General features: G+C 59.6%; 20 protein-coding genes and 1 pseudogene. 9 read left to right on the top strand and 12 right to left on the bottom strand.

Going from position 1 to position 21,553, the window contains the following annotated elements:
- Positions 1–55: 55 nt before the first annotated feature.
- A complete protein-coding gene (locus tag HGP12_RS07475; protein ID WP_246703279.1) occupies positions 56–283 on the bottom strand; it encodes a hypothetical protein in 228 nt (75 codons plus the stop codon).
- Positions 284–422: 139 nt separating this feature from the next.
- Between HGP12_RS07475 and HGP12_RS07470 the strand changes: the two are divergent.
- Together HGP12_RS07470 and HGP12_RS07465 are read left to right on the top strand one after the other, a co-directional pair.
- Positions 423–981 (top strand): annotated as a pseudogene (locus HGP12_RS07470) (NuoB/complex I 20 kDa subunit family protein).
- 333 nt (positions 982–1,314) lie between these two features.
- Positions 1,315–1,818, top strand: coding sequence for a sigma-70 family RNA polymerase sigma factor (locus HGP12_RS07465; protein ID WP_168839535.1), 504 nt, complete (start codon positions 1,315–1,317; stop codon positions 1,816–1,818).
- On the opposite strand, the gene HGP12_RS07460 is transcribed toward HGP12_RS07465, so the two are convergent.
- The gene (locus HGP12_RS07460) at positions 1,815–2,207 is read right to left on the bottom strand and encodes a response regulator (RefSeq protein WP_168839536.1); all 393 of its coding nucleotides are present in this window, start codon (positions 2,205–2,207) and stop codon (positions 1,815–1,817) included. The genes HGP12_RS07465 and HGP12_RS07460 overlap by 4 nt on opposite strands.
- Positions 2,208–2,470: 263 nt before the next feature.
- Between HGP12_RS07460 and HGP12_RS07455 the strand changes: the two genes are divergently transcribed.
- Positions 2,471–2,749, top strand: a complete 279-nt coding sequence (locus HGP12_RS07455; RefSeq protein ID WP_168839537.1) for a DUF982 domain-containing protein — start codon at positions 2,471–2,473, stop codon at positions 2,747–2,749.
- Positions 2,746–2,937: a hypothetical protein gene (locus tag HGP12_RS07450; protein WP_168839538.1), complete on the top strand. Its 192-nt coding sequence runs from the start codon at positions 2,746–2,748 to the stop codon at positions 2,935–2,937. Before HGP12_RS07455 ends, HGP12_RS07450 begins: the two co-directional genes overlap by 4 nt.
- Before the next feature lie 86 nt (positions 2,938–3,023).
- Here HGP12_RS07450 and HGP12_RS07445 read toward each other — a convergent pair whose 3' ends face one another.
- Complete coding sequence (locus HGP12_RS07445) at positions 3,024–3,371, bottom strand: hypothetical protein (protein ID WP_168839539.1); 348 nt, start codon at positions 3,369–3,371, stop codon at positions 3,024–3,026.
- A gap of 143 nt (positions 3,372–3,514) precedes the next feature.
- Between HGP12_RS07445 and HGP12_RS07440 the strand changes: the two genes are divergently transcribed.
- The 3 genes from HGP12_RS07440 to HGP12_RS07430 all read left to right on the top strand — a co-directional run bounded on the left by HGP12_RS07440 (position 3,515) and on the right by HGP12_RS07430 (position 6,982).
- Positions 3,515–4,165, top strand: coding sequence for a UdgX family uracil-DNA binding protein (locus tag HGP12_RS07440; protein ID WP_168839540.1), 651 nt, complete (start codon positions 3,515–3,517; stop codon positions 4,163–4,165).
- Between the two features lie 62 nt (positions 4,166–4,227).
- Positions 4,228–5,370, top strand: a complete 1,143-nt coding sequence (locus tag HGP12_RS07435; protein ID WP_168839541.1) for an HlyD family secretion protein — start codon at positions 4,228–4,230, stop codon at positions 5,368–5,370.
- A gap of 1 nt (position 5,371) precedes the next feature.
- The gene (locus HGP12_RS07430; RefSeq protein ID WP_168839542.1) at positions 5,372–6,982 is read left to right on the top strand and encodes a DHA2 family efflux MFS transporter permease subunit; all 1,611 of its coding nucleotides are present in this window, start codon (positions 5,372–5,374) and stop codon (positions 6,980–6,982) included.
- 15 nt (positions 6,983–6,997) lie between these two features.
- Here the strand turns inward: HGP12_RS07430 and HGP12_RS07425 are convergent, their stop codons facing one another.
- Positions 6,998–7,870 carry an NAD(P)H-binding protein gene (locus HGP12_RS07425; protein ID WP_168839543.1) on the bottom strand — a complete coding sequence of 291 codons (873 nt, stop codon included), beginning with the start codon at positions 7,868–7,870 and terminating at the stop codon, positions 6,998–7,000.
- A 203-nt stretch (positions 7,871–8,073) separates the two neighbouring features.
- Positions 8,074–8,931, bottom strand: coding sequence for an AraC family transcriptional regulator (locus tag HGP12_RS07420; RefSeq protein WP_168839544.1), 858 nt, complete (start codon positions 8,929–8,931; stop codon positions 8,074–8,076).
- Positions 8,932–9,110: 179 nt separating this feature from the next.
- Between HGP12_RS07420 and HGP12_RS07415 the strand changes: the two genes are divergently transcribed.
- On the top strand, positions 9,111–9,899 hold the full coding sequence (locus HGP12_RS07415; RefSeq protein ID WP_168839545.1) for a Ku protein: 789 nt from the start codon (positions 9,111–9,113) through the stop codon (positions 9,897–9,899).
- Between the two features lie 12 nt (positions 9,900–9,911).
- Here the strand turns inward: HGP12_RS07415 and ligD are convergent, their stop codons facing one another.
- The 4 genes from ligD to HGP12_RS07395 form a co-directional block, all read right to left on the bottom strand.
- Complete coding sequence (ligD, locus tag HGP12_RS07410; protein ID WP_168839546.1) at positions 9,912–12,488, bottom strand: DNA ligase D; 2,577 nt, start codon at positions 12,486–12,488, stop codon at positions 9,912–9,914.
- Positions 12,489–12,490: 2 nt separating this feature from the next.
- Entirely contained in the window at positions 12,491–13,378 is an 888-nt protein-coding gene (locus tag HGP12_RS07405) for a Ku protein (protein ID WP_168839547.1), read from the bottom strand.
- A gap of 186 nt (positions 13,379–13,564) precedes the next feature.
- Positions 13,565–14,659, bottom strand: a complete 1,095-nt coding sequence (locus HGP12_RS07400) for a hypothetical protein (protein ID WP_168839548.1) — start codon at positions 14,657–14,659, stop codon at positions 13,565–13,567.
- Positions 14,660–14,905: 246 nt separating this feature from the next.
- Positions 14,906–16,102 carry an MFS transporter gene (locus tag HGP12_RS07395; protein WP_168839549.1) on the bottom strand — a complete coding sequence of 399 codons (1,197 nt, stop codon included), beginning with the start codon at positions 16,100–16,102 and terminating at the stop codon, positions 14,906–14,908.
- Between HGP12_RS07395 and HGP12_RS07390 the strand changes: the two genes are divergently transcribed.
- Positions 16,089–17,006, top strand: a complete 918-nt coding sequence (locus tag HGP12_RS07390) for a helix-turn-helix domain-containing protein (protein WP_246703278.1) — start codon at positions 16,089–16,091, stop codon at positions 17,004–17,006. The genes HGP12_RS07395 and HGP12_RS07390 overlap by 14 nt on opposite strands.
- Positions 17,007–17,012: 6 nt before the next feature.
- Here HGP12_RS07390 and HGP12_RS07385 read toward each other — a convergent pair whose 3' ends face one another.
- The 3 genes from HGP12_RS07385 to HGP12_RS07375 form a co-directional block, all read right to left on the bottom strand.
- Positions 17,013–18,641 carry an MFS transporter gene (locus HGP12_RS07385; protein WP_168839550.1) on the bottom strand — a complete coding sequence of 543 codons (1,629 nt, stop codon included), beginning with the start codon at positions 18,639–18,641 and terminating at the stop codon, positions 17,013–17,015.
- A gap of 262 nt (positions 18,642–18,903) precedes the next feature.
- Positions 18,904–20,256 carry a guanine deaminase gene (guaD, locus tag HGP12_RS07380; RefSeq protein WP_168839551.1) on the bottom strand — a complete coding sequence of 451 codons (1,353 nt, stop codon included), beginning with the start codon at positions 20,254–20,256 and terminating at the stop codon, positions 18,904–18,906.
- Positions 20,253–21,494 carry a urate hydroxylase PuuD gene (locus tag HGP12_RS07375; protein ID WP_168839552.1) on the bottom strand — a complete coding sequence of 414 codons (1,242 nt, stop codon included), beginning with the start codon at positions 21,492–21,494 and terminating at the stop codon, positions 20,253–20,255. The genes guaD and HGP12_RS07375 overlap by 4 nt, the downstream gene beginning before the upstream one ends.
- Positions 21,495–21,553: the final 59 nt, after the last annotated feature.

The raw sequence follows: 21,553 nt of genomic DNA, 5'->3' as shown, positions 1-21,553 counted from the left end.
TAGCCATGTCTGGAGCGGCTTGCTTCGGGACGCGGCAAAGCCGGTGAGCCTCCCGCTAGGTGACATTGATGGAGGGGAGAAACGACATAACTTCGTTGCGTTGCCTTGGTTCGAGTATCTCGATCTTCCGTCTCCAGAAGGTCTCGGCTTCCGGGGTGTCTGCTTCCCAGCTTTCGGTCGACAGGATATTGTCATCCATGACCAGAAGCCTGTGTCCGCCGAGCCGCAGATACTCCTTCGCAAGTTCCTGAGCACCGTTTCTCATGGGGGCTGGGCTTTTCATGGGGTTTGCTCCTCGATTGCTGCATTGCCGCCTTCAAACGCGACAGCCGCGCAATTGTTTCCAAGTTTTTGGATTTCTGCGCTCCGGAACAAGCCGGTCCCACGGAAGTTAGAGGTGTCTTTCCTATGGAGAACGGGCCATGTCTTCCTTCAAAGACCGTCCTGTGATCAGTGACTTTCAACATCCTGGTGAAGCTCCAGGCGGCGATCCATTTATGGGGACGATCAATAGCGAACTTGCAGACAAAGGCTTTCTTGTCCCCAGCACGGACGAGCTCGTCACCTGGGCGCGCACGGGATCGCTGACGTGGATGACGTTCGGGCTCGCATGCTGCGCGATCGAAATGATGCAGATGTCAATGCCGCGCTATGATGTCGAACGCATCGGCGCTGCGCCAAGGGCCAGCCCGAGGCAATCGGATTTAATGATTGTCGCAGGCACGCTTTGCAACAAGATGGCGCCGGCGCTGCGCAAGGTCTACGATCAAATGCCCGAGCAGCGCTACGTTATCTCGATGGGCTCCTGCGCCGATGGCGGCGGCTATTATCACTATTCCTACTCGGTCGTGCGCGGCTGCGATCGGGTCGTTCCCATCGATATCTACGTGCCGGGCTGTCCACCGACCGCGGAAGCCTTGCTCTATGGGCATCATGCTTCTCCAACGCAAGATTCGCCGCAACGGGACAATCGAGCGATAGCCGAATTCCGGATCGGCTCGCTTCTTTTTCGATCTCTTCCCCAGCTACATCTGGCAATTTTTGAAATTGGATGGAACAAGCGCGGAATACAGCCGTTTCCCAGCCAGATGTAAATGGCGTCTAAAGCCCGAGAGGCAATCCAAAGCATCCCGGTAACACATCGCGACTTACGGCGAAAAGTAAAGACTAATCAGATCAAGACCAATGGCGATTGAGCCGGCACCTGCATGGATGCCGATCTTCATCGCGCATGGCAGGCGTTGAACGAGATCGGGTGCTGCATGCAGTGCGGGCGAGGAGGCGCTTCATTGGAACCTGTCGAGGAGGAAAGTTGTGACCGACCTGTATTCAACAACCGGTCTGCAAACCGAAATAGTCGAACTTATTCCCGCCCTTCGCGCCTTTGCGCGGACCTTTCACAGAAATACCAACGATGCCGACGATCTGGTTCAGGAGACCTTGGCGAAGGCATTGGCCAATCTCAATCAATTCGACCGTGGCACCCGGCTGAAATCGTGGCTGTTCACGATCATGCGCAATACGTTTTGCACGAAGTTCCGCATTGCCAAGCGCGAGGCCCCGGGCAGCAAGAAATGTGTTTCCGGTGAAGGCATCGCCTTGCCGTCGCAGGAATGGACGATCCGGGCAAGGGAGTTGGAGGAGGCTTGCAATCACCTGCCTGAACCTTATCGGGCGGTGCTTGAATATGTTGTCATAGAGGGGCGATCCTATGATGCCGCGGCGGAAAAATTCGGCTGCGCGATCGGCACGGTGAAAAGCAGGATCAATCGGGCACGGCAACAGTTGGCCGTCCGCCTTGATGAGGATCGGCGCTAGAGATCTTGGTTTCGGTTACCGAACAAGGCCTTGGCGATGTGCTCCATGGCAACCGATCTCCCGCATAGCACAAAGCCGGCAAAATCCGCGATTGCGCCCGACGGCTCCCGACCAAGGGCGAAGACATAGGGAAGCCTGCGCCTTTCAAGCTGCTCAACGAGAGAAAAGGCGGGTTCCGTAACGAGATGCAAATCCAGGATTGCCGCATCAGCGTCGCCTGTCTCAATGAGGTCGACGGCGTGTTCGATGTCATCGACCGGTCCGACTATGATCGCGCCGAGCTCTTGCAATTTTTGCCGTGCGTCGTCGGCGAGGAAATAGCTGTCCTCCACGATCAAAAGCCGTTTGCCCCGGAACATCTGGCTATAGGGGCCCGTCGAATTGTCCATCGGTCAATCCAGAGTGAGTTGATCGCTTATAAATGGTTTCGCGTGAACTGAAAGTGAACCGCAAGGCGAGACAAAGGCTGGCGTTCGCCTCATGGGACCTGCGCCTCGTGAGACCTAGCGTTCAGAACATTCTGGGCCGATAAAAGTTTCCAAATCGGAGCGAAAGAATCTCACGAAGCCGGATTGCTGCGGGCTTCAGGAACAAACGGCCGCGTCTGCGGTTCTTCACAAAGGGAGGGACCTCCACGAAGTGGGAGGATCGCATGCACGAAGTCATTGATGTCGAATTTAAAATGCTTTGGAACGCGCCTGTCCGGCTTACCGCGGGAGATCAGGTCTACCAGACTGTCCGGGGGCCGGAAGATGCAATCCATTTCCTGTCGCGGCGATGGCCGTGCGAAAGAGGCTCCTCCTATGCCCATGCGAGGGAGCGCTGTGTCGCAGCCGTTTCGCACCGAATTCCGGTCGAAGCATCCAGACCAGCCTTCGTGATGGCCTGTCTCGATGCACGCTTGATGACAACGGGCGGGTATCGGCCATGAGCAAGGACGACGCGATTTCCGAGACGGACGCTTATGAACTCGGCAGGAAGGCCTTCCAAAAGGGTGCAACAGGCGACAGCAATCCCTTTCCGGAAAGCGACCACCGTCGAGACGAGTGGGCGCACGGGTTCATGGACGCGCAGAAGATCCCAAGCGATGAACACCTCCCAGGCCGGCCGTCGGGTTGATAAGCAAGGTCGTTGCAAATTCATCCGGGTTAATTCAGCTGGAGATATCCAGGTATCGGTTGTTCCCGCACGGCAAGGGGAACGGATCAACTGTTGCGTTCGTTGAGGTCTATCTGACCTTTCTCAGCCAGGATCGGCAGGGCGATGTTGTGCTGGGCCTCGTTCATTTCCTGTACGGTTACCAGTGTTCCGCCCTGTTCGAGAGCCGCCGCATAGGCGGCACGCTGTTCCTCGTGAAAGAAGATCCCGGTCAGCGCATCGAGAAAGCCCATATGATCGATCGGCGATGTATCCGGTCGATTGCCCGGCGTCATGGTGATTGCATCCTTGGGTATGCCGGCATCCATGAGTGCGTGGGCCGCTGCCTCCGCATCATATTCGTCATTGAAGAATGCGCTCAGCGCAAAGGCGCCGATTTTGCTGTCGCTGTTCATGACGGGTTCCTCCGTTCTCATCGTTTCATCGTTCTAACGAACGGCGGAGACGTGGGTTCCCCTACAGTGGGCACCCGAGCATGGAACAAAGAGAACTGCGATTAGTTGATCGTCGTAGAGTCTGGAACCATTGCGAGCCCCCAATGCTCGATAGATTTCCTTTGGCCGGTACAGGTCCCTCGCTGGCATATGAACATGCGGACGCAGAATCCCTCGATGAACTGCGCGACGATGCTCGCTCGTGCACGCGGTGCGACCTTTATCGCAATGCTACCCATCTCGTCTTCGGCGAAGGCCCTGATACGGCCGATATCGTGCTCGTCGGCGAACAGCCCGGCGACAAGGAGGATCTGGCCGCGCAGCCTTTCGTCGGGCCGGCGGGCCGGCTTCTCGATCAGTGCCTCGAAGAGGCGGGGGTGGACCGGGATCGCTGCTACGTGACCAACGCCGTCAAGCATTTCAAATACCAGCTGCGCGGCAAGAAGCGCCTGCATGCGCGGCCCAATGCCGGAGAAGTGCAGCGTTGCGCCTGGTGGCTCGGAGCTGAGCTCGAGCTCCTGAAGCCGAAGCTGGTCGTCGCACTCGGCGCGACAGCGGTGTCCTCGCTGCTCGGCTCGAAGGTCAAGGTCATGCGCGACCGTGGCCATGTCCTACATTCCTCAGGAAAGCCCGATGTTCTCGTGACCATTCATCCCTCGGCACTTTTGCGGATCAGGGAACAGGATGAAAAGGAAAAGAGCCGGCTTGCCTTCGTTCGGGATCTGAAAAAGATCCGACGCTTTTTGCAGTATTGACCATCGTTTCAACCGATTGACCGGGAGCTGAACCCCTCACGACAACAAGCAAAGGTCATGTCATGGCTGACAATCAACCCAATATCATGGAAACCAAGCCGGCTCGGCGGAAACAGCGGCCGTTTGAGGATGCGGACCGTCAGGCCGATTCCTCGGTGGAAAAGCGGCCTTCATTCGTCCATCGTCATCCCTTCTGGATTCTTTCCGGCATCGTGGTGCTGGTGGCTCTGATCGTTGGCGCGTGGTTCGGCTGGAAGATCTATTTCTATCCTTACGAGTCGACGGATGACGCTTTCGTCGGTGCGCGCAGCTTTTCCGTGGCTGCCAAGGTTGCCGGTTATGTCGCGGAAGTTCCCGTGACCGACAACCAGCATGTCAAGGCCGGCGATGTCATTTTGCGGATCGAGCCGCGTGACTATCAGATTGCGCTCGATCAGGCGAATGGGCAGGTCGAGGTCGCCAGGGCGGCCGTTGATAGCGCCGGCGCGCAGATCGAAGCAGCCAATGCATCCGTCGACGTCGCCAAAGCGCAACAGAATTCCTCCGCCGCCGCCCTTCAATATGCGCAGCAGGAATCCGCTCGTCAGCAGCAATTGGTCAAGAGCGGTTCCGGCAGCGAGCAGGCCGTCCAACAAGCGGCCTCGACCCTGCAGCAGGATCAGGCAAGTCTTGCGCAGATGCAGGCGAGCGTAACCTCCGCATTGAAGAACAAGACCGTCGCGGAAGCGCAGAAATCCAGTGCGCTTGCCAGTCTGAAACAGGCGCAAGCGCAGGCGGAAGAGGCACAGCAGAACCTAAGCTATACGACGATCACCGCAGCCCAGCCGGGCCGCGTCGTCCGCCTCACCGGCGCCAAGGGCCAATATATCGATGCGGGGCAGGCGATCTCGACTTTCGTTCCCGACGACATTTGGATTACGGCAAACTTCAAGGAGACGCAGCTGACGGATATGCGGCCGGGCCAGCCCGTGGAGCTCACGATCGATGCCTATCCGGAGCATAAGCTCCACGGCAAGGTGGCATCCGTCCAGCCGGGCTCCGGAACGGCTTTCTCGCTATTGCCGGCCGAAAACGCGACCGGCAATTACGTCAAGGTCACACAGCGCGTGCCGGTCAAGATCATCGTCGACAAATGGCCCGCAGATGTTGCCATAGGCCCCGGCATGTCCGTGGTGCCGACGGTGACGGTGCGCCCGAGGAGCTGATATGAGCGGCGCAAGCGCAACGGCGGGCGGAGCGGGGGCGTCCTCAGCGCAAGCCACAAACCCCTGGCTAATTGCCATCGTGGTGTCGCTGGCAACCTTCATGGAAGTGCTCGACACGACGATCGCCAACGTCGCCTTGCGCTATATTTCCGGTGGCCTCGCTGTCAGCTCTGACCAGGCCTCCTGGGTGGTCACGACCTATCTGGTCTCCAATGCGATCGTGCTTGTTGCCAGCAGCTATTTTGCCGAGCGGTTCGGCCGTCGCAGGTTCTATCTCCTGTGTCTGGCGACCTTCACGATCGCTTCAGTCCTGTGCGGGCTGTCCTGGAATCTGGAAACTCTGCTGGTGTTCCGGATGATCCAGGGCTTTGCCGGCGGCGGCATGGTGCCGACCTCGCAGGCGATCCTCGCCGATGCCTTTCCGCCCGCAAAGCGCGGGCAGGCCTTCGCTCTTTTCGGCGTCGCCGTCGTCGTCGCGCCGGTCATCGGACCGACATTGGGCGGCTATCTCTCCGACAATCTTTCCTGGCATTGGTGTTTTCTTATCAACGGCCCCGTCGGCGTCTTCGCCTTTGCCCTGGTCTATGTGCTGTTGAAGGAAACGCCTCAGACGAAGCAAATGCGCGAGGAGTATCGGCGAAAAGGAGTCCGCTTCGATCTTGTCGGCTTTCTGCTGGTGGCAACCTTTCTCGGCGCGTTGGAACTCGTGCTGGATCGAGGCCAGACCGATGACTGGTTCGGCTCAGGCTTTATCATTATGATGACTGCCCTATGCGTTCTTGCATTTCTCCTCGCGATCCCATGGGTTCTGACCAAGGCCAACCCGATCATCGATGGATGGTTGCTTGGCACCCGGCAATTCGGGTCCTGCTTCATCGTCATGATGGCGACCGGCGCCATCCTGATCGCGACGACGCAGTTCATTCCCGAGGTCGTGCAGCAGAACTACGGCTATACGGCGACTTGGGCCGGGCTTGTCCTGTCGCCCGGCGGGCTTGTCACCATGGTCATGATGTTTGTCGCCGGGCGCGTGAATTCGCTGGTTCAACCGAAATATCTGATTGCCATCGGCGCTGCGATCATTGCTGTATCCATGTGGCAATTGACACGGCTCTATCCCGGCTTAAACTTCGGATTCTTCGTCTGGTCGCGCCTCTATATCGGTCTCGGCCTGCCGCTGATCTTCATCCCGATCACTTCGGCCTCCTATTACGGCCTCAGGCCGGAGCAGACCAACCAGGCGTCCGCCATGATCAATGCAGCCCGCAATATCGGCGGTTCCATTGGCGTGTGCGTCGCGTCGAATGTCCTGGCGCATCGCGAGCAATGGCATCAGAGCCGCCTTGTCGAGCATATCGTGCCATCCTCGCCGGCCTACCAGGAGACGCTGCAGACCATGTCGCGCTATTTTGCCGAAAAGGGTACGACGGTAGCGGATGCGCGGGCGCAGGCGACCGCGTGGATCGAGCAGCAGGTGCAGACACAGGCGAGCTATCTCGCCTATGTCGATGTGTTCCACGTGCTGATGCTGATCGTGCTCTGTGCCATTCCGCTTGCCCTGATCCTCAGCAATGTCGATCTCAAGGAGGGTGGCAGCGGCGGTGCGCATTGACAGCGATATATGCGCTCAGCTCTTGAGAAGTCGCCGCAACACGTCGATCATTTCGGTCGTCCCTCGACGGATTTCTCCAACGCCGCTTTCCGCGTTTATTCGGCCGGCATTGTGGGCGATATAGAGCTCGACCAGCAATCGTGCGTATTCCTCGGACAGTCCGGCCCGCTGCCATACCGTCTGCCAGTCGGCCTCGGGTAGCGGTTGAGCGATAACGCTGCGGCCGGTCAGAGACGCTATGGCAGCGGCAACATCCTCCGGCGTATAGCGTCGCGGCCCTTCGACATGGACAAGTCTCTCGATTGCATCTGTCTTCTCCAGAAGCAGATCGGCAGCGATCGCGCCGACATCGAAGGCGGAGACGGTTGGAAGAGCCTTGGTCAGAGGATGGTAGAAGCTCGGCAATCGGCCGCTTTCGGCTGCGGCCTTTGCCAGACGAGCCCAGTTCTCCATATGCTCGGCCGAGCGCAGAAGGATAAGCTTGCAATCCAGCTTTCGCAGACGCATTTCCAACGCGTGAAAGAGCAGGGTGATGCCGGTTCCGGAATCGTGTTGTGCGCCATAGTCGGAAATGGCGAGAATGGTTTGTGGTTTGGCCATCGCCAAGGCAGCACCGATTGAATCGATCAATTGCATCATGCTCGAGCGGGGCTGCTGCGCGCGAACGTCGACGGGGCAGATGACCTGAACCGCTCTGGCGCCCGTCAGCGCGGCGGTCAAAGCTTGGTGATCGTTTATCTCGGCGACGGCGATCTCGCAGCCGAGTTCGGAAAATTCCTTTGCTTTCGAGGGGTCTCGCAGTATGGCGCGAACCGGAACGCCGGCCTTCCGCAGGGAGCTGATGGTCGTGCGGCCGACTTTTCCGCTGGCACCGAGAATGGCATGCATGGGGTCTTCTCCTGTCAATACTCCTGCAGCCTATCCGTCTGCGCTCATCGGAGCGCACATGATCGGATGGTCGGTTGCAGGTTCGGACGACAATCGAAGCGAAAGCATATCGCGCAGAAGTGTGCCGCGGTTTTGCGAAAACGGCATGCGTAAATTCAAGGACCTAAAGCGCGCGAAGCGAATCTGAAAGATCGCGACGCGCTTTAGGCATGCATTCGGTTGATCATTCCTGGGGTGAGGCCCAGAATGCGCCGCATCCAGTGGCTCATGTGACTCTGATGGGCAAAGCCGGTCGCTGCTGCGACCTGGGCAAGGGGCATGTCGCCGGACAGGATGAGCAATCTTGCATGCTCGACCCGGCGTGCCAGAACATATTGATGAACCGGCATTCCGAATGTGGCGCGAAAGAGCGGCTTCAGATGCGATACGCTGAACCCGGCAATCTCTGCCAAATCGGCGAGAGACAGCGACTTGTCGATATGCTCTTCGATAAATTCCATCACGCGCCGTTTTTGCTTGTCCGTTAACGTCGCGCCTGTCGCGGTGATGCCTGCCGCTTCCTGTCCCCCGCTTTCCACCAGGCGGATCGCCAAAGCCAATCCCAATGCCTCGGCGTATGTCCGGTCTGATGGTATGGGTGCCTCTATCTCGGTCTTGATGGCCCAGGCGATCGATTCCAGCCGGGCATCCCGAAGCTGGAATTTTGGTGTCAGCGAAACCGTGTCGGGATTTCGACCAAGCGCTTGAGCGGCGGATCGAAGGAGCTCAGGGCGAATATTCAGGCGCAGAACGGTGCAGTCGCGGTCATCTTCCCACCAGCCATCCAGTTCCGCCGGAACAATGTCGATGTCACCATGTTTCTGTCGGCGGCGATGCTGCAGGCCGTCGCATTGGCAAAATGCGTTCACGGCTCGCCCGAAGTGAATGCCCAGCCGATGCGTCTGTGATCCGGGCACATGGGTGCGGCCAGCCTGGAGATGAAGGAAGTTCGCCTCGAATCCCTTCCAGCCGCGATCTCTGCTGGAAAGGAGCGTCGTGGCGGTACTGCTGAACTGATCCATGTTTCTATTCCCGCCAAATCGATCGCCTATGGGCTGAAGCGATCCGTAGCCATGGAAATTATAGGCAAACCGACCGATCCGGTCGAGTTGCCTTTCAGACATGACAGGAACCACGGATGGGTCGAGCGGAACCATGCGTGGCGAAGACCGTTCCTCTTCTCGTATTGGAGGAAAAATTCATGGCTCCGCGATCATTCTGGAAGGGTTACCTCAAGCTGTCGCTCGTGACCTGCCCCGTCGCCATGGCGCCAGCAACCAGCGACAATGAAAAGGTTCGCTTCCATACGCTTAATAGGAAGACAGGCAATCGCATCGTCAGCCGATATGTGGATTCCGTGACCGGCACGGCGGTGGATGAGGACGATGAAGTCAAGGGATATGAGCGTGGCGAGGACGACTATGTCGTGCTCGAGGACGAGGAGCTCGACGCTGTCGCCCTGGAAAGCACGCGGACGATCGATATCGAGATGTTCGGGCCGCGAGACGGCATCGAATGGATTTGGTTCGATACCCCGCATTATCTGACGCCGGACGATCCCGTCGGCGAGGAGGCTTACTGCGTCATTCGCGACGCGATGGAGGCGAGCGGCATGGTCGGCATATCCCGCGAAAGAGCCGTCATGCTGGAGCCTCGAGATAAGGGCATCGTGCTTTGGACCTTGCGCTTTGGCGACGAGGTGCGTGACGATCGGGATTATTTCGGCGACATCGGGTCGAAATCGGTGGACACCAAGCTGATGCGGCTGGTCGAGGAGCTCATAGAAGAGCGGATGAAGCCGTGGGATCCCGACATGGTCTCGGACCCCGTCCAGGAAAAGTTGCTCGACATTATCGCCTCCAAGAAGAAGGGCCGCAAGCGACCGGTAAAGGCGAAGGTGGCAGAGGAAGCCGCGCCGAGCAATGTCATCTCCATCATGGATGCGCTTCGAAAGAGCCTCTCGCAGGAGAAGGGCGGCAAGAGACGATAGCCGCCCACTTCGTCATGAACCACGTTTGCCTTTTGCTTTCGATTGACGCAACGGTTCGGCTGCGGCTCTGAAGTCGGCCCAGGGATCCGAGCGGAGCGCGGCAAGCCGTGTCGCCACGTTGGGTACGGTGAAGTAGTCCGGGCCGATGGCCGGGCTCAGTTCGTCCCAGGATAGCGGCATGGAGACCGCGGCTCCCGGACGAGCGCGGGTGGAATAGGGCGCAACCGCCGTCGAACCGCGCTGGTTCCTGAGATAATCGATGAGGATCTTGCCGCGTCGTTTCGATTTCGTGATGGTCGAAACATAGCGCCCGGGGCTGTCCGCCGCCATCGCGTCGGCGACACCCTTGGTAAAGGCCTTGACGGCAGGCCATTCGGCCTTGGCAACCAGCGGGCAGACGATATGCAGGCCTTTGCCGCCCGACGTCTTGATGAAGGGAACGAGACCTGCCTGTTTCAACCGCTCGCCGGTTTCTTCCGCAGCGGCGATGACCTCGGTCCAGGCGACGCCCGGCCCCGGATCGAGGTCCATGATGATCATGTCAGGTTTTTCCCAATTGCCGACCATCGATCCCAAGGGATGGATTTCGAGAACGGCCGCCTGCACGAGACCGATCAGGCCGTTCAGGTCGTTGATACTCACATAGGGCTCTTCGTCCTGCGGATCTTTCGCCAGGGCGATATTCCGGTTCATGCCTTTCCAGGCATGCTTCTGGAAGAAATGCTGGCCGTTGATGCCGTTCGGACAGCGCACGAGCGCGAGAGGCCGACCGACGATGTAGGGACCCATGTAGCGCCAAACCTCGGTGTAATAGTCTGCAAGTCCTGCCTTGGTGACGCCTTCGTCCGGCCAGTAGAGACGGTCGCCATGCGTCAAGGACACGCTGCTGCGGACAGGCTTTTCGGCTGAGGCTGCTGTCGCCGCTTTCGGTGTTTCGCGAACGATATCGAGCGGGTTCTTGTCCTCTCTCAAGCCACGGAAGGAGGCGTGACGCAGGTGACCATCGGCCGTCCACGCGCGGAACTCGACCTCCGCTACCAGTTCGGGCCGCACGAAGCGGACGCCGCGATTTTCCTCTGCCGTCAGCTTCGTTGCAAAGGGATTCTCCTCCGCTTTCAGGCGGCCGAGCGTTTTGAAAAGCTGCTCGGCAACGATGTGCGTGTAGCCCGTGCCGACGCGACCGACATGTTCGAGCTTGCCACCGTCATAGACGCCGAGAACCAGCGAGCCGATCGCCTTTCGCGATGTCGTGGAGGGAACCCAGCCGCCGATGACGAATTCCTGCCGCGACGAACATTTCGATTTGACCCAGGTCTTTCCGTGGCCGGGGCGATAGGGATCATTGGCGATCTTGGAGACGATCCCTTCGAGGCTAAGCCGGCAGGCATGGCTCAGCAGCAAATCGCCGTTTTCATCAAAATGGCTGCTGAAGCGGAGGATCCCGGTTTCGGATGAAATGATCGTCTGTAGCAGTTTCTTGCGGCTGACCAATGGACAAGCGCCGAGATCATAGCCATCGAGATAGAGGAGATCGAAGGCATAGAAGACGAAGCGATCGCTGCGGCCTTCGCTGAGGTCGGCCTGAAGTGCTGAAAAGTCCGAGGCACCGGCCGCCGGCTCGACGACCAGTTCGCCATCGATGATCGCCGTGCCGACAGGCAGATCACTGAAAGCGGCGATGATCTCCTTGCCGAACTTGCCCGCCCAGTCGAGGCCGCTGCGGGTGAGCAGCTTGATGCGCCCGGCCTCTATGCGGGCCTCGAGCCGATAGCCGTCGAATTTGATTTCGTGAAGCCAGCGCGTCCCTGAAGGTGGTTTTGCTACGAGCGTTGCCAGGGCCGGCTCGATGTAGGCCGGCAAGGGAGCCTTCCTGGCGCCCTTCAGGGACGCTGGATCGACAGCTTTCGCATCCGCTTCCGGTTCGGATCGGCCCGTCTTTTTCTCGGCAGCGCCATTCTCTGTCCGGCTCTTCCTGCGATCGATCTTGCCGGTCTTCGAGGACCAGCCCGGTTTTTCGCCTTCAACCTCATCGATGACGCGTCCCGTTTTCGCCGATTCCGGCCGCTCGTCGAGGATGTCAGGTGCCCCTTCCGGGCGGGCCGCATCGTCTTCCCCTTTGATCAGCAACCAGTTTTCGCGCTTTTCGCGCGGCTTTCCCGCCATGCGGATCAGGCGCCAGCGGCCACCGAGCTTTTTCCCATGGAGCTCGAATTCGAGATGTCCCTTGTTCAGACCTTTGTGGGGATCGCCAAGCGGCGTCCAGGAGCCCTTGTCCCAGACGAGGACGGTGCCTCCGCCATATTCGCCTTTCGGGATCGTGCCTTCGAAATCGCCGTATTCCAGTGGATGGTCTTCGGTCTGCACGGCGAGCCGCTTCTCGCCCGGCACGAGGCTGGGCCCCTTGGTCACGGCCCAGCTCTTCAGGACGCCGTCGAGTTCGAGGCGGAAATCGTAATGAAGGCGGCGCGCATCGTGTTTCTGGATGACGAAGCTGTCTCCTGAGGCTCTCTGCTTTCCCTTGTTTGCCAGCCCTTTCGGCTCGGTCGTTCTCGTGAAATCACGTTTGCGGTTATAGGTTTCCAATACCATCGTCAGCCCGCCTTGCGCTGCGACCGGGATGAGGATGCGGCTTGTGATTTCTCTGCCTTGCGAGACGTCGAGCCGGCCTTCTGTGAGGTGTGCTTCGGACCTGCCTTGCCGCCGCCATCCGCGCCGGCGCTCTGGCGCAAGGCCTCCATGAGGTCGGTCACCTTGGCAACCTTCGCCGGCTTGCGTTGCGGGATCGCCTTGCCTTCGATCTTGGCCTTGACGAGCTCCGTCAGCGCGGCTTCGTAGCGATCGTCGAATTCACTGGCGTCGAAGCTGCCTTCCTTCGTGGCAATGATATGCTTGGCAAGATCGAGCATCTCGCCCTTGATCTTCATGTCGGGCACGTCCTCAAAAGCTTCCCTGGCCGAGCGGACCTCATAGTCGAAGTTCAGGGTGGTGGCGATCAGCCCCTTGCCGTGCGCGCGGATCATCAGCGTTCGCAGACGGCGAAACAGGACGGCCTGGGCAATGGCGGCCACCTTCTTCTTGCGCATGCCCTCGCGGATCAGCGCAAAGGCTTCCTCGCTGGCCGAGGCGGAAGGGGCGAGATAGTAGGGCCGGTCGAAATAGACGTCGTCGATATCCGACCACGCGAGAAAGGCTTTTACGCGAAGAACCTTGTCGCTTTCCGGCACGGCGGCGGCGACCTCCTCGGGCTCCAGCACGATGTAGTCGTCCTTGTTGAGTTCATAACCCTTGACCTGGTCGTCACGCGGCACCGGTTGTTCGGTCTGGCTGTCAATGAATTCGCGCCTGACGCGATTGCCGGTTTCCCGGTTCAGCGTATGGAAGGAAATCCGCTCCGAGGTCGAGACCGCCGTATAAAGGGCGACGGCGCAGCTGACCTCTCCGAATTTCAGGTATCCCTTCCATTGCGCGCGCGGGCTCATAGCAGGCTCCAGGTCGTGTAAGCTCCAAGTCGACAATGGAAGCCAAACGACATTCGCCGGTCATTGTTCCCGCGTGGTCGGAAACGGCCCACCCTCGTCCCTGCCCGACACCATCGGGCAGGGACGAGGCGTCGCGCATGGACGCGGCTCCTTGAGGAAGCCGCGTCCATCGATACCAGTTCAACGTCACTTCCAGCTGGTATAGTCCGCTGCGGTGCATCCGAAGGGCGCCCGTTGATCGCCGAAACGCTTCTTCAACTGATCGCAGCCCCAGCGGTTGAGAGGAGTGGGCATCATATTGTTGAGATCCATGGCCGGCGACGTAAACTGCGAGCCGGCGCTGGTCACATACCAGAGCCAGTAGCCGAAAAGGCCGCCGATGATCAGGAGTATGACGAGCAGGGCTCTGGCAAGCCGCGCCATGATGGACGGGCCTTTCTTTCCTTGGACAGCGAGTTCCGGCGGGTGGCTGCCTAGTTCTGTTGTCAGCGGAGCGAGAGTTCTGGCGCGCTCTTCCGCCGTCATGTCGATCCGTTCCAGCCGGCTGTCCAGAAGCACCGGCAGAGCCGCATTTCCATGCCAGGCGGCGAGCGCCACGGCCTTGCCGTCCTTTTCATCGACGACCAGAGGTTCCTGTCCGGGCTCGAAGCGTGTGTGTGCCGCTCGCCCCGTCTTTCTGTCGGCGATCTTATCCGCATAGGTCACCGTCAATCGCTTGCCTTTGCGCTGAAACGTGGTGATTTCGACGGGAACCGGCACCAGTTGAGCGGGTTGGCGCAGCTGCCCGCGAACTCGCCAGATGCGCAAGAGCTGGAAGATCATGGCGATGCAGGCGCCGCCGAGCAGGGCAACGAACACGGCAAGCGTGATGATCCGGTTCCAGAGCATATCAAGCCCGAGGCTGAGGGTCGCCAACTCCGGGTGATCGCCGGAGACGACGAGATCCGTGTCATAGTCGCCGGCATGGATGTCGACGAACATGATCTCGACATCCTTGTCATAGTTCTGGCCCTGATAATCATAGGTGAGATGGGCCGAGCAGTTGGTAAAGAAGCCTTTCCGGGTTGAGCATTTTCCATCGCGAATATCGCCGCTATCGAGCATGACGGGATTTTGGCTGATCGTCCAATCCCTCAATATGCCAGGCATTTCGGAAATCGCCATGAAGACAGTCAGGGCGATCAATACCGGCAACGAGAAATAGACGGCTCTCGGCATTGTAATCACGCCCTGAGCAAGCGTGAGAGCTCTCTGCGGAAGCTGTATCGTCGGGAATGTCATTGTCTGCCTGAACTCCGAATGGTTGCGTAGGCATCCGCAAAGCAAGGGCGAAGCGGTGGCTTCGCAAAATCCTGGGGTTCGACTTTGCGCCCACAATTGCAGCACGGCAAAATAGACAATTTGTGAGGCAGCTCAATATGCGGTTGTGAAACATCCGCAACTTCTGGGTGGCGCGATCAGCAAACGCTTCGAGGTGTGACCTTTTTGTCTCGCAACATTGACCGGCCAAGCCGGCTCTGAATAGCCTCAATCTTCCACGCTCGGCAACAGGATCGTCAAAAGCCCGATCAGCGGCAGGAAGGCGCAAAGCTCGAAGACGAATTCGATACTCGTATGGTCGGCGAGGATGCCAAGTGCCGCCGCCCCGATGCCGCCCATGCCAAAGGCAAAGCCGAAGAAGAGGCCCGAAACCATGCCGACGCGGCCAGGCAGCAGTTCCTGTGCATAGACGACGATCGCGGAAAAGGCGGACGCGATGACGGTGCCGATGATCGCGCTGAGGATGATCGTCGTTTCAAGGTTGGCGTGCGGCAGCACGATGGTGAAGGGCAGGATACCGAGAATGGATCCCCAGATGACCTTCTTGCGGCCGATGCGGTCGCCAACCGGGCCGCCAACCATCGTACCGATGGCAACAGCCGCGAAGAACACGAACTGGCAGAGCTGGGCCGTCCGTTCGGTGACACCGAACCGGGCCATCAGGTAGAAATTGTAGTAGCTGGTGAAGCTCGCCAGATAGAAATACTTCGAGAAAATCAACGCGATCAGGACGGCGATGGCCAGGCCGACGCGGGCGCGCGACAGGCTTAGCGCCTTATGGGGCTTGCCCGTTTTGGCCGGCGCGCGCAGGTGCCCGCCATTGACTTGATACCAGCGGCCCAGTCCTCCGAGAACGAGGATGCCGAGGAATGCCAGGCTTGCAAGCGCAGCCATGCCGTGCTGGCCGTGCGGAAGGATGAAGAAAGCGGCCAGCAGCGGACCGAGCGAGGTGCCGAAATTGCCGCCGACCTGAAACAGCGACTGTGCGAAGCCGTGCTTGCCGCCCGATGCCAGGCGCGCAATGCGGGATGCCTCGGGGTGGAAGATCGAGGAGCCGAGGCCTAGCAGCATCGCGCCCATCAACAGGGTCGGATAGTTCGAGGCCATTCCGAGAGTGATCATGCCGGTGCAGCTGCAGGCCATGCCGAAGGGCAGGGAATAGGGCTGGGGACGTCCGTCCGTGTACCAGCCGACGAAGGGCTGCAGGATCGAGGCGGTGATCTGGTAGACGAAGGTCAGCACGCCGAGCTGAGCAAAGGTGAGATCGAAGCCGGTCTTGAGCACGGGATAGCTGGCCGGCAGCAGAGCCTGGGTGACGTCGTTGATGAAGTGGCCGAGACTGGCTACCAGAAGGACCGGATATATCGTTGCAGCCGCCCGCGGCGGGTTCATGACCTGGCTCATGGCTCTCACTTTCAAATCATTTGCCGCGCTGATATTGGAAAACAATATCGCCCGCTACCGCGATAAGGCGCAATTATTACGAGACTGGGCCAGAATGGTCAGAAACAGCCGCATAGATCCGTTCATCGATGTCGACCGGCCACTCGTTGCCCTCGGCAATGAATATAGGGACGGGCATCGCGTCGATCCGCACCAGCATCGCCGCGCCCAGTTGCTATACGGCTTTTCGGGCGTGGTGATCGTCACCACTCCGGACGGCACGCTGGTCATGCCGCCGGAGCGCGGCATGTGGATCCCGCCAGGCGTGATCCACAGCGTGCGCATGCTTGGCAATGTCAGCATGCGCAGCGTCTACATTCGGCCCGAGGCCATCGAAACAATGCCGGATCATTGTCAGGTCGTTGAAATATCACCGCTGTTGCGCACGCTCATTGCCGAAGCCGTCGATATTCCCGTCGACTATGACGTCAACGATCGGGCCGGTGCCTTGATGACCTTGCTTCTGTACGAGCTGGCGCGGCTGAAGCCGCTGCCGCTGTCCTTGCCGATCCCGCACCACCGAATGCTCGCCGAGAAGTGCCAGGATTTCCTGAGGCGGCCGACAACGCACGATACGATCGATGCATGGGCCGGCCATATGAGCATGAGCCGTCGTGCTTTTACCCGAATGTTCCGTCTCGAGACGGGGCTCAGCTTCGTCAAATGGCGCGAGCAGGCCTGCCTGCATGCCGCACTTCCGCGACTTGTCGCGGGAACGCCGGTGACGACGATCGCAATCGATCTTGGCTACAAGAACCCGGCGGCCTTCACGACCATGTTCAAGCGTGCCTTCGGCCATTCGCCACGCGAAATGGCGCGCCAGCATGCGCGGAGTGCTTCCACAAGCGCGAGCGCCCAGCCGTAGGCGCCATTACGTCGCGTCGAGATAGGGTTTCAACGGCATGTCGTCATGTCTCGGCACCGTCTGCCGTTCGATCATATGGTGGATGACCGGCGGCTGATCGCCACGGTGCAGGGCATCCAGGTGTTCGGCGACCTCGACATCGGCATGCGTCTGCCGCTGGCTGTGGCGGACATAGTCTATCCAGGTCGGCAGATGATAGCTTTCCGTCCAGGTGTTCGGCTTTTCCAGATCGCGCAACAATGACCATTGCTTTGCGCCGTCTCGAATTCTCATTCTCCGCCGCTGGGCCATGACGGCCAGAAATTCCGGCACGTCTTCCTGATCGATATTGTAATCCACCATGACCAGGATCGGGCCGCTTCGGGAGCGAAGGTCGAGCTGCAGCTGCGGTTCGCTGAAGGTGTTGGTCGGATCGAGATTGAGGGATTCGAAGTCCGGCTGGCGCAGCAGGACGCCAAGCAGGCCGCCTATGGCCAGAGCGGCGCTCGCGATGAAAAGCGCGCCGGTGACGCCATGAGCGTCGGCCAGTTCGCCCCAGAGCCAGCTTCCCATCGCCATGCCGCCGAAGGTGGCGGTCTGGTAGAGCGAGAGCGCGCGGCCGACGACCCAGCGCGGGGTCGAAAGCTGAACGGTGACGTTGAACAGCGAGAAGGCCTGGACCCAGGCGACGCCTGCCGGCATGAGGAGAAGGCAGCTCAGCCATACCTGATTGCTCAGCGCCAGAAAGACGCAGCTGACCGCCAGCGTGAAGAAGGCGCCGCGGATCACCCATTCATTGCTGAGGAAATCGCGAATGCGGCCGATCAGCATCGCGCCGCAGATGGCGCCAAAGCCGAAGAAGCCGAGCATGATGCCATAGGTGATCGCCGTGCCATGCACATGATCGCGCGCAACCAGCGGCAATAGCGCGAGAATGACGATCGCCGTCAGGCCGAAGGCGAAGCCACGGCACATCACCTTGAGCAGGTTCGGCGACATCAGGACATAGCGAAACCCGGCCGACATCGCACTGCCGAAAGGTTCTCGCGGCAGGGCATTGCGGACAGGCGCTTTTTTCCAGCGCCACAAGGTGAAAATAAGCGCGAAATAACAGAAGACGTTGAAAAGAAATGCGAACGCGGCTCCAGCCGCCGCCACGATGACGCCGCCGATCGCCGGCCCGATGCTGCGCATCAGGTTGTAGCTCATGCTGTTGAGCGCGACGGCTCCCGGCAGATGGTCGCGCGGCACGACATCGCCCATGGAGGCCTGCCACGATGGATTATGCAAGGCGCCGCCGCAGCCGATCAGGAATGTGAGGCTGAGCAGCAGCCATGGCGTTAAGGCATTGGTGTAGGAAAGCACCGCCAGCATCGCGGACACGCACAGCATCAGCATCTGCGCGATCAGCATGATCCGTCGTCGGTCGTAATTGTCGGCCAGCGCGCCGGCCGCGAGCGAGAAGATCATGACAGGCAGCGTGGTGGAGGACTGGACCAGCGCCACCATGCCGTGAGACGTGGCAAGGCTGGTCATGAGCCAGGCGGCGCCGACACCTTCGACCAGTCCGCCGAGATTGGAGATGAGCGTTGCCGACCAGAGCGAACGAAATGTCTTGGACTGGAACGCGACGAGCGGCGAGGTTCTATTGGGCATGTCGGCTTTTCTTCATCGGATTGTCTTGCTCGACGGGCGCGGCAAACTCCCCCAAAGCGCATGCGCAGCCGAGTCGAACCCAGCCTATAGTGATTTGCTAATTTCCGAAATGATTTTGGAATAATATTCCCACTGGTGAAGCGGAAAATGCGCGCGACGCGAGGGCCGATCTCCAGACCCGCACCAAGCGACAGCGCGCTCTATTTTTTCATCGAACCTTACGCCCATTCTCCTCAGAGAGATCGAAGCCGCATGGAAATCCTCATGCGAACAGGGCAGCTTCCGATCTCCGACTTGCCGTTGCCTGATGCTTTGCATCCCCCGTCTTCATCGCCTTGCCGGCGACATAGACCTCGCTGACGCAGCGGTCGTCACCCATGGTCTGGAGAATGAAGAGCTCCTCGGCAAGCGAGGTCGCCGTGCGCATGCGGAATTCCATCGCCGACTTGGCGCTGGAATCGAGCACGATGATATCGGCATCCGCGCCTGCCTGGAGCGAGCCGATCCGTTTCTCCAGGCCAAGCGCGAGCGCGTTGCCGCGCGTCATGCGGTAGAAGGAATTGAAAGGCGTCAGCCGCTGTCCCTGCAGATGCAGCACCTTATAGGCCTCGTCCATCGTTTCCAGCATCGAGAAGCTGGTGCCGGCGCCGACATCGGTTGCCACTGACCAACGGGCGCTGAGAGCATCGAACCGCGCGGCGTTAAAAAGCCCGGAGCCGAGGAAGAGGTTCGAGGTCGGGCAGAAAACACCAACCGCACCGGTTTCGGCGAGCACGGAAACTTCCCTTTCGCTCATATGGATACAGTGGCCGAGCAGCATGCGGTTATTGAGCAGGCCGTAGCGGGCGTAGATATCGGTATAGTCCTTCGCCTCGGGATAAAGAGACGTGGCGAAGGCGATCTCGTCGCGATTTTCAGACAAATGCGTCTGGACATAGCAGTCCGGATGCTCGGCGACGAGGGCTCTGCTCACGTCCATTTGCTCGGGCGTCGAGGTGATGGCAAAGCGCGGGCTGATCGCATAATGCGCGCGGCCGCGGCCATGCCATTTCCCGATAAGCCGTTTCGTCTCGTCATAGCCGCGCTGCGGCGTATCGCGCAGCGCGTCCGGCGCATTGCGGTCCATCATGACCTTGCCGCCGATCATGCACATGCCGCGCGCTTCAGCGGCGGTAAAATAGGCGTCGACGCTCTCCGGATGCACCGAGCAATAGGCAACCGCTGTCGTCGTGCCGTTCGACAGGAGCTCGTCCATGAAACGATCGGCGACTTCAGCCGCGTGCGCGGCGCGGGCGAACTTTTGCTCCTCGACGAAAATATAGCTGTTCAGCCATTCGAGCAGCTGTGCGCCATAAGAGGCGATCGCCTGCGTCTGCGGGAAATGCAGATGCGTGTCGATAAAGCCGGGAAGAATGAGATTCGGGCGATGGTCCGCGATCCGGATGCCTGCATCGGCCAGTTTGCAAATGTCGTTATACAAACCGATGTCCATGATCTTTCCATCACGAACGTAGACGGCGCCGTCCTCGATATAACGGTAGGAGGCGGCATCATCGATGCCTTGCGGCTCGGCAAGGAAGGTGAGCACTCGGCCACGGATCAGGATTTCATTCATTGGGTCTTCTCCCCATTGATGGCACTTTTGTACCAGGAAACGAGCAGGCGGCGCTCCTCGTCGGTAATATGCGAGGCGTTGGCCGGCGGCATGGCATGGCTGCGCCCGGCCTGCAGATAGATCTCGCGGGCGTGGGCGGCGATGTCGCGATCGGTCTCGAACACCACGCCCTTCGGTGGTGCGATGATGCCCTCCCAGCTCGGCTCCTTGGCATGGCACATCGAGCAGCGCCCCATGATCGTGTCGCGAACTCTCGGGAAGGCCTCAGCCGTGACGAAGGGGTGCTGGGTAGCCGAAATCTTGATGTCGGTTCCTTCGCCCGTCAGTATCTTCGGCACCGTGGAAAGCCACATGATAATGATGAACAGAACAACGGTGACGATCCACGTCCAGGTCGGGTTGCCGGCATTGGCGTGGCGGGTGTTGAACCAGTGGCGGATCGTAACGCCCATCAGGAAGACGATCGAGGCGATGATCCAGTTGAATTGCGTGCCGAACGCCAGCGGATAATGGTTCGACAGCATCAGGAACAGCACTGGCAGCGTCAGGTAGTTGTTGTGCGTCGAGCGCTGCTTGGCAATCCTGCCGTATTTCGGATCGGGCGTGCGGCCGGCGATCAGGTCGGCGACGACGATCTTCTGGTTCGGAATGATAATGAAAAAGACGTTGGCTGACATGATCGTCGCGGTGAAGGCGCCGAGATGCAGAAAAGCCGCGCGGCCCGTGAACAGGTGCGTATAGCCCCAGGCCACCGCCACCAGAATGAAATACAGCGCCACCATCAGCCGCGTATTGTCGTTGCCGAAGGGCGATTTGCAGATCAGGTCGTATAGAAGCCAACCGCCGGCGATCGAGCAGAGCGAGATGGCGATCGCCACAGGCTTCGACACATCGAGGACTGCCGGGTCGATCATGTAGAGATCCGCGCCGGCATAATAGACGAGACAGAGCATGCCGAAGCCCGAAAGCCAGGTGACATAGCTCTCCCACTTGAACCAGACGAGATGGTCCGGCATGTTGGCCGGCGCCACCAGATATTTCTGGATATGATAGAAGCCGCCGCCATGGACCTGCCACTCCTCGCCATAGGCGCCCGGCGGCAGGGCCGGATGTTTCTTCAGACCCAGGTCGAGCGCGACGAAATAGAACGACGAGCCGATCCAGGCGATCGCGGTAATCACGTGCAGCCAGCGGACGGCGAAGGTTATCCAGTCCCAGGCGATGGCATATTCGTACATGGGAACTCCTCCCGGCCTTCATGGGCCTGATCCTCATGGGACTGTTTGCCATCCCGCGA

It is taken from the genome of Rhizobium sp. P28RR-XV, assembly GCF_012641385.1.
Lineage (GTDB): Bacteria > Pseudomonadota > Alphaproteobacteria > Rhizobiales > Rhizobiaceae > Rhizobium.
This window is presented reverse-complemented; position numbering and strand designations above follow the sequence as displayed.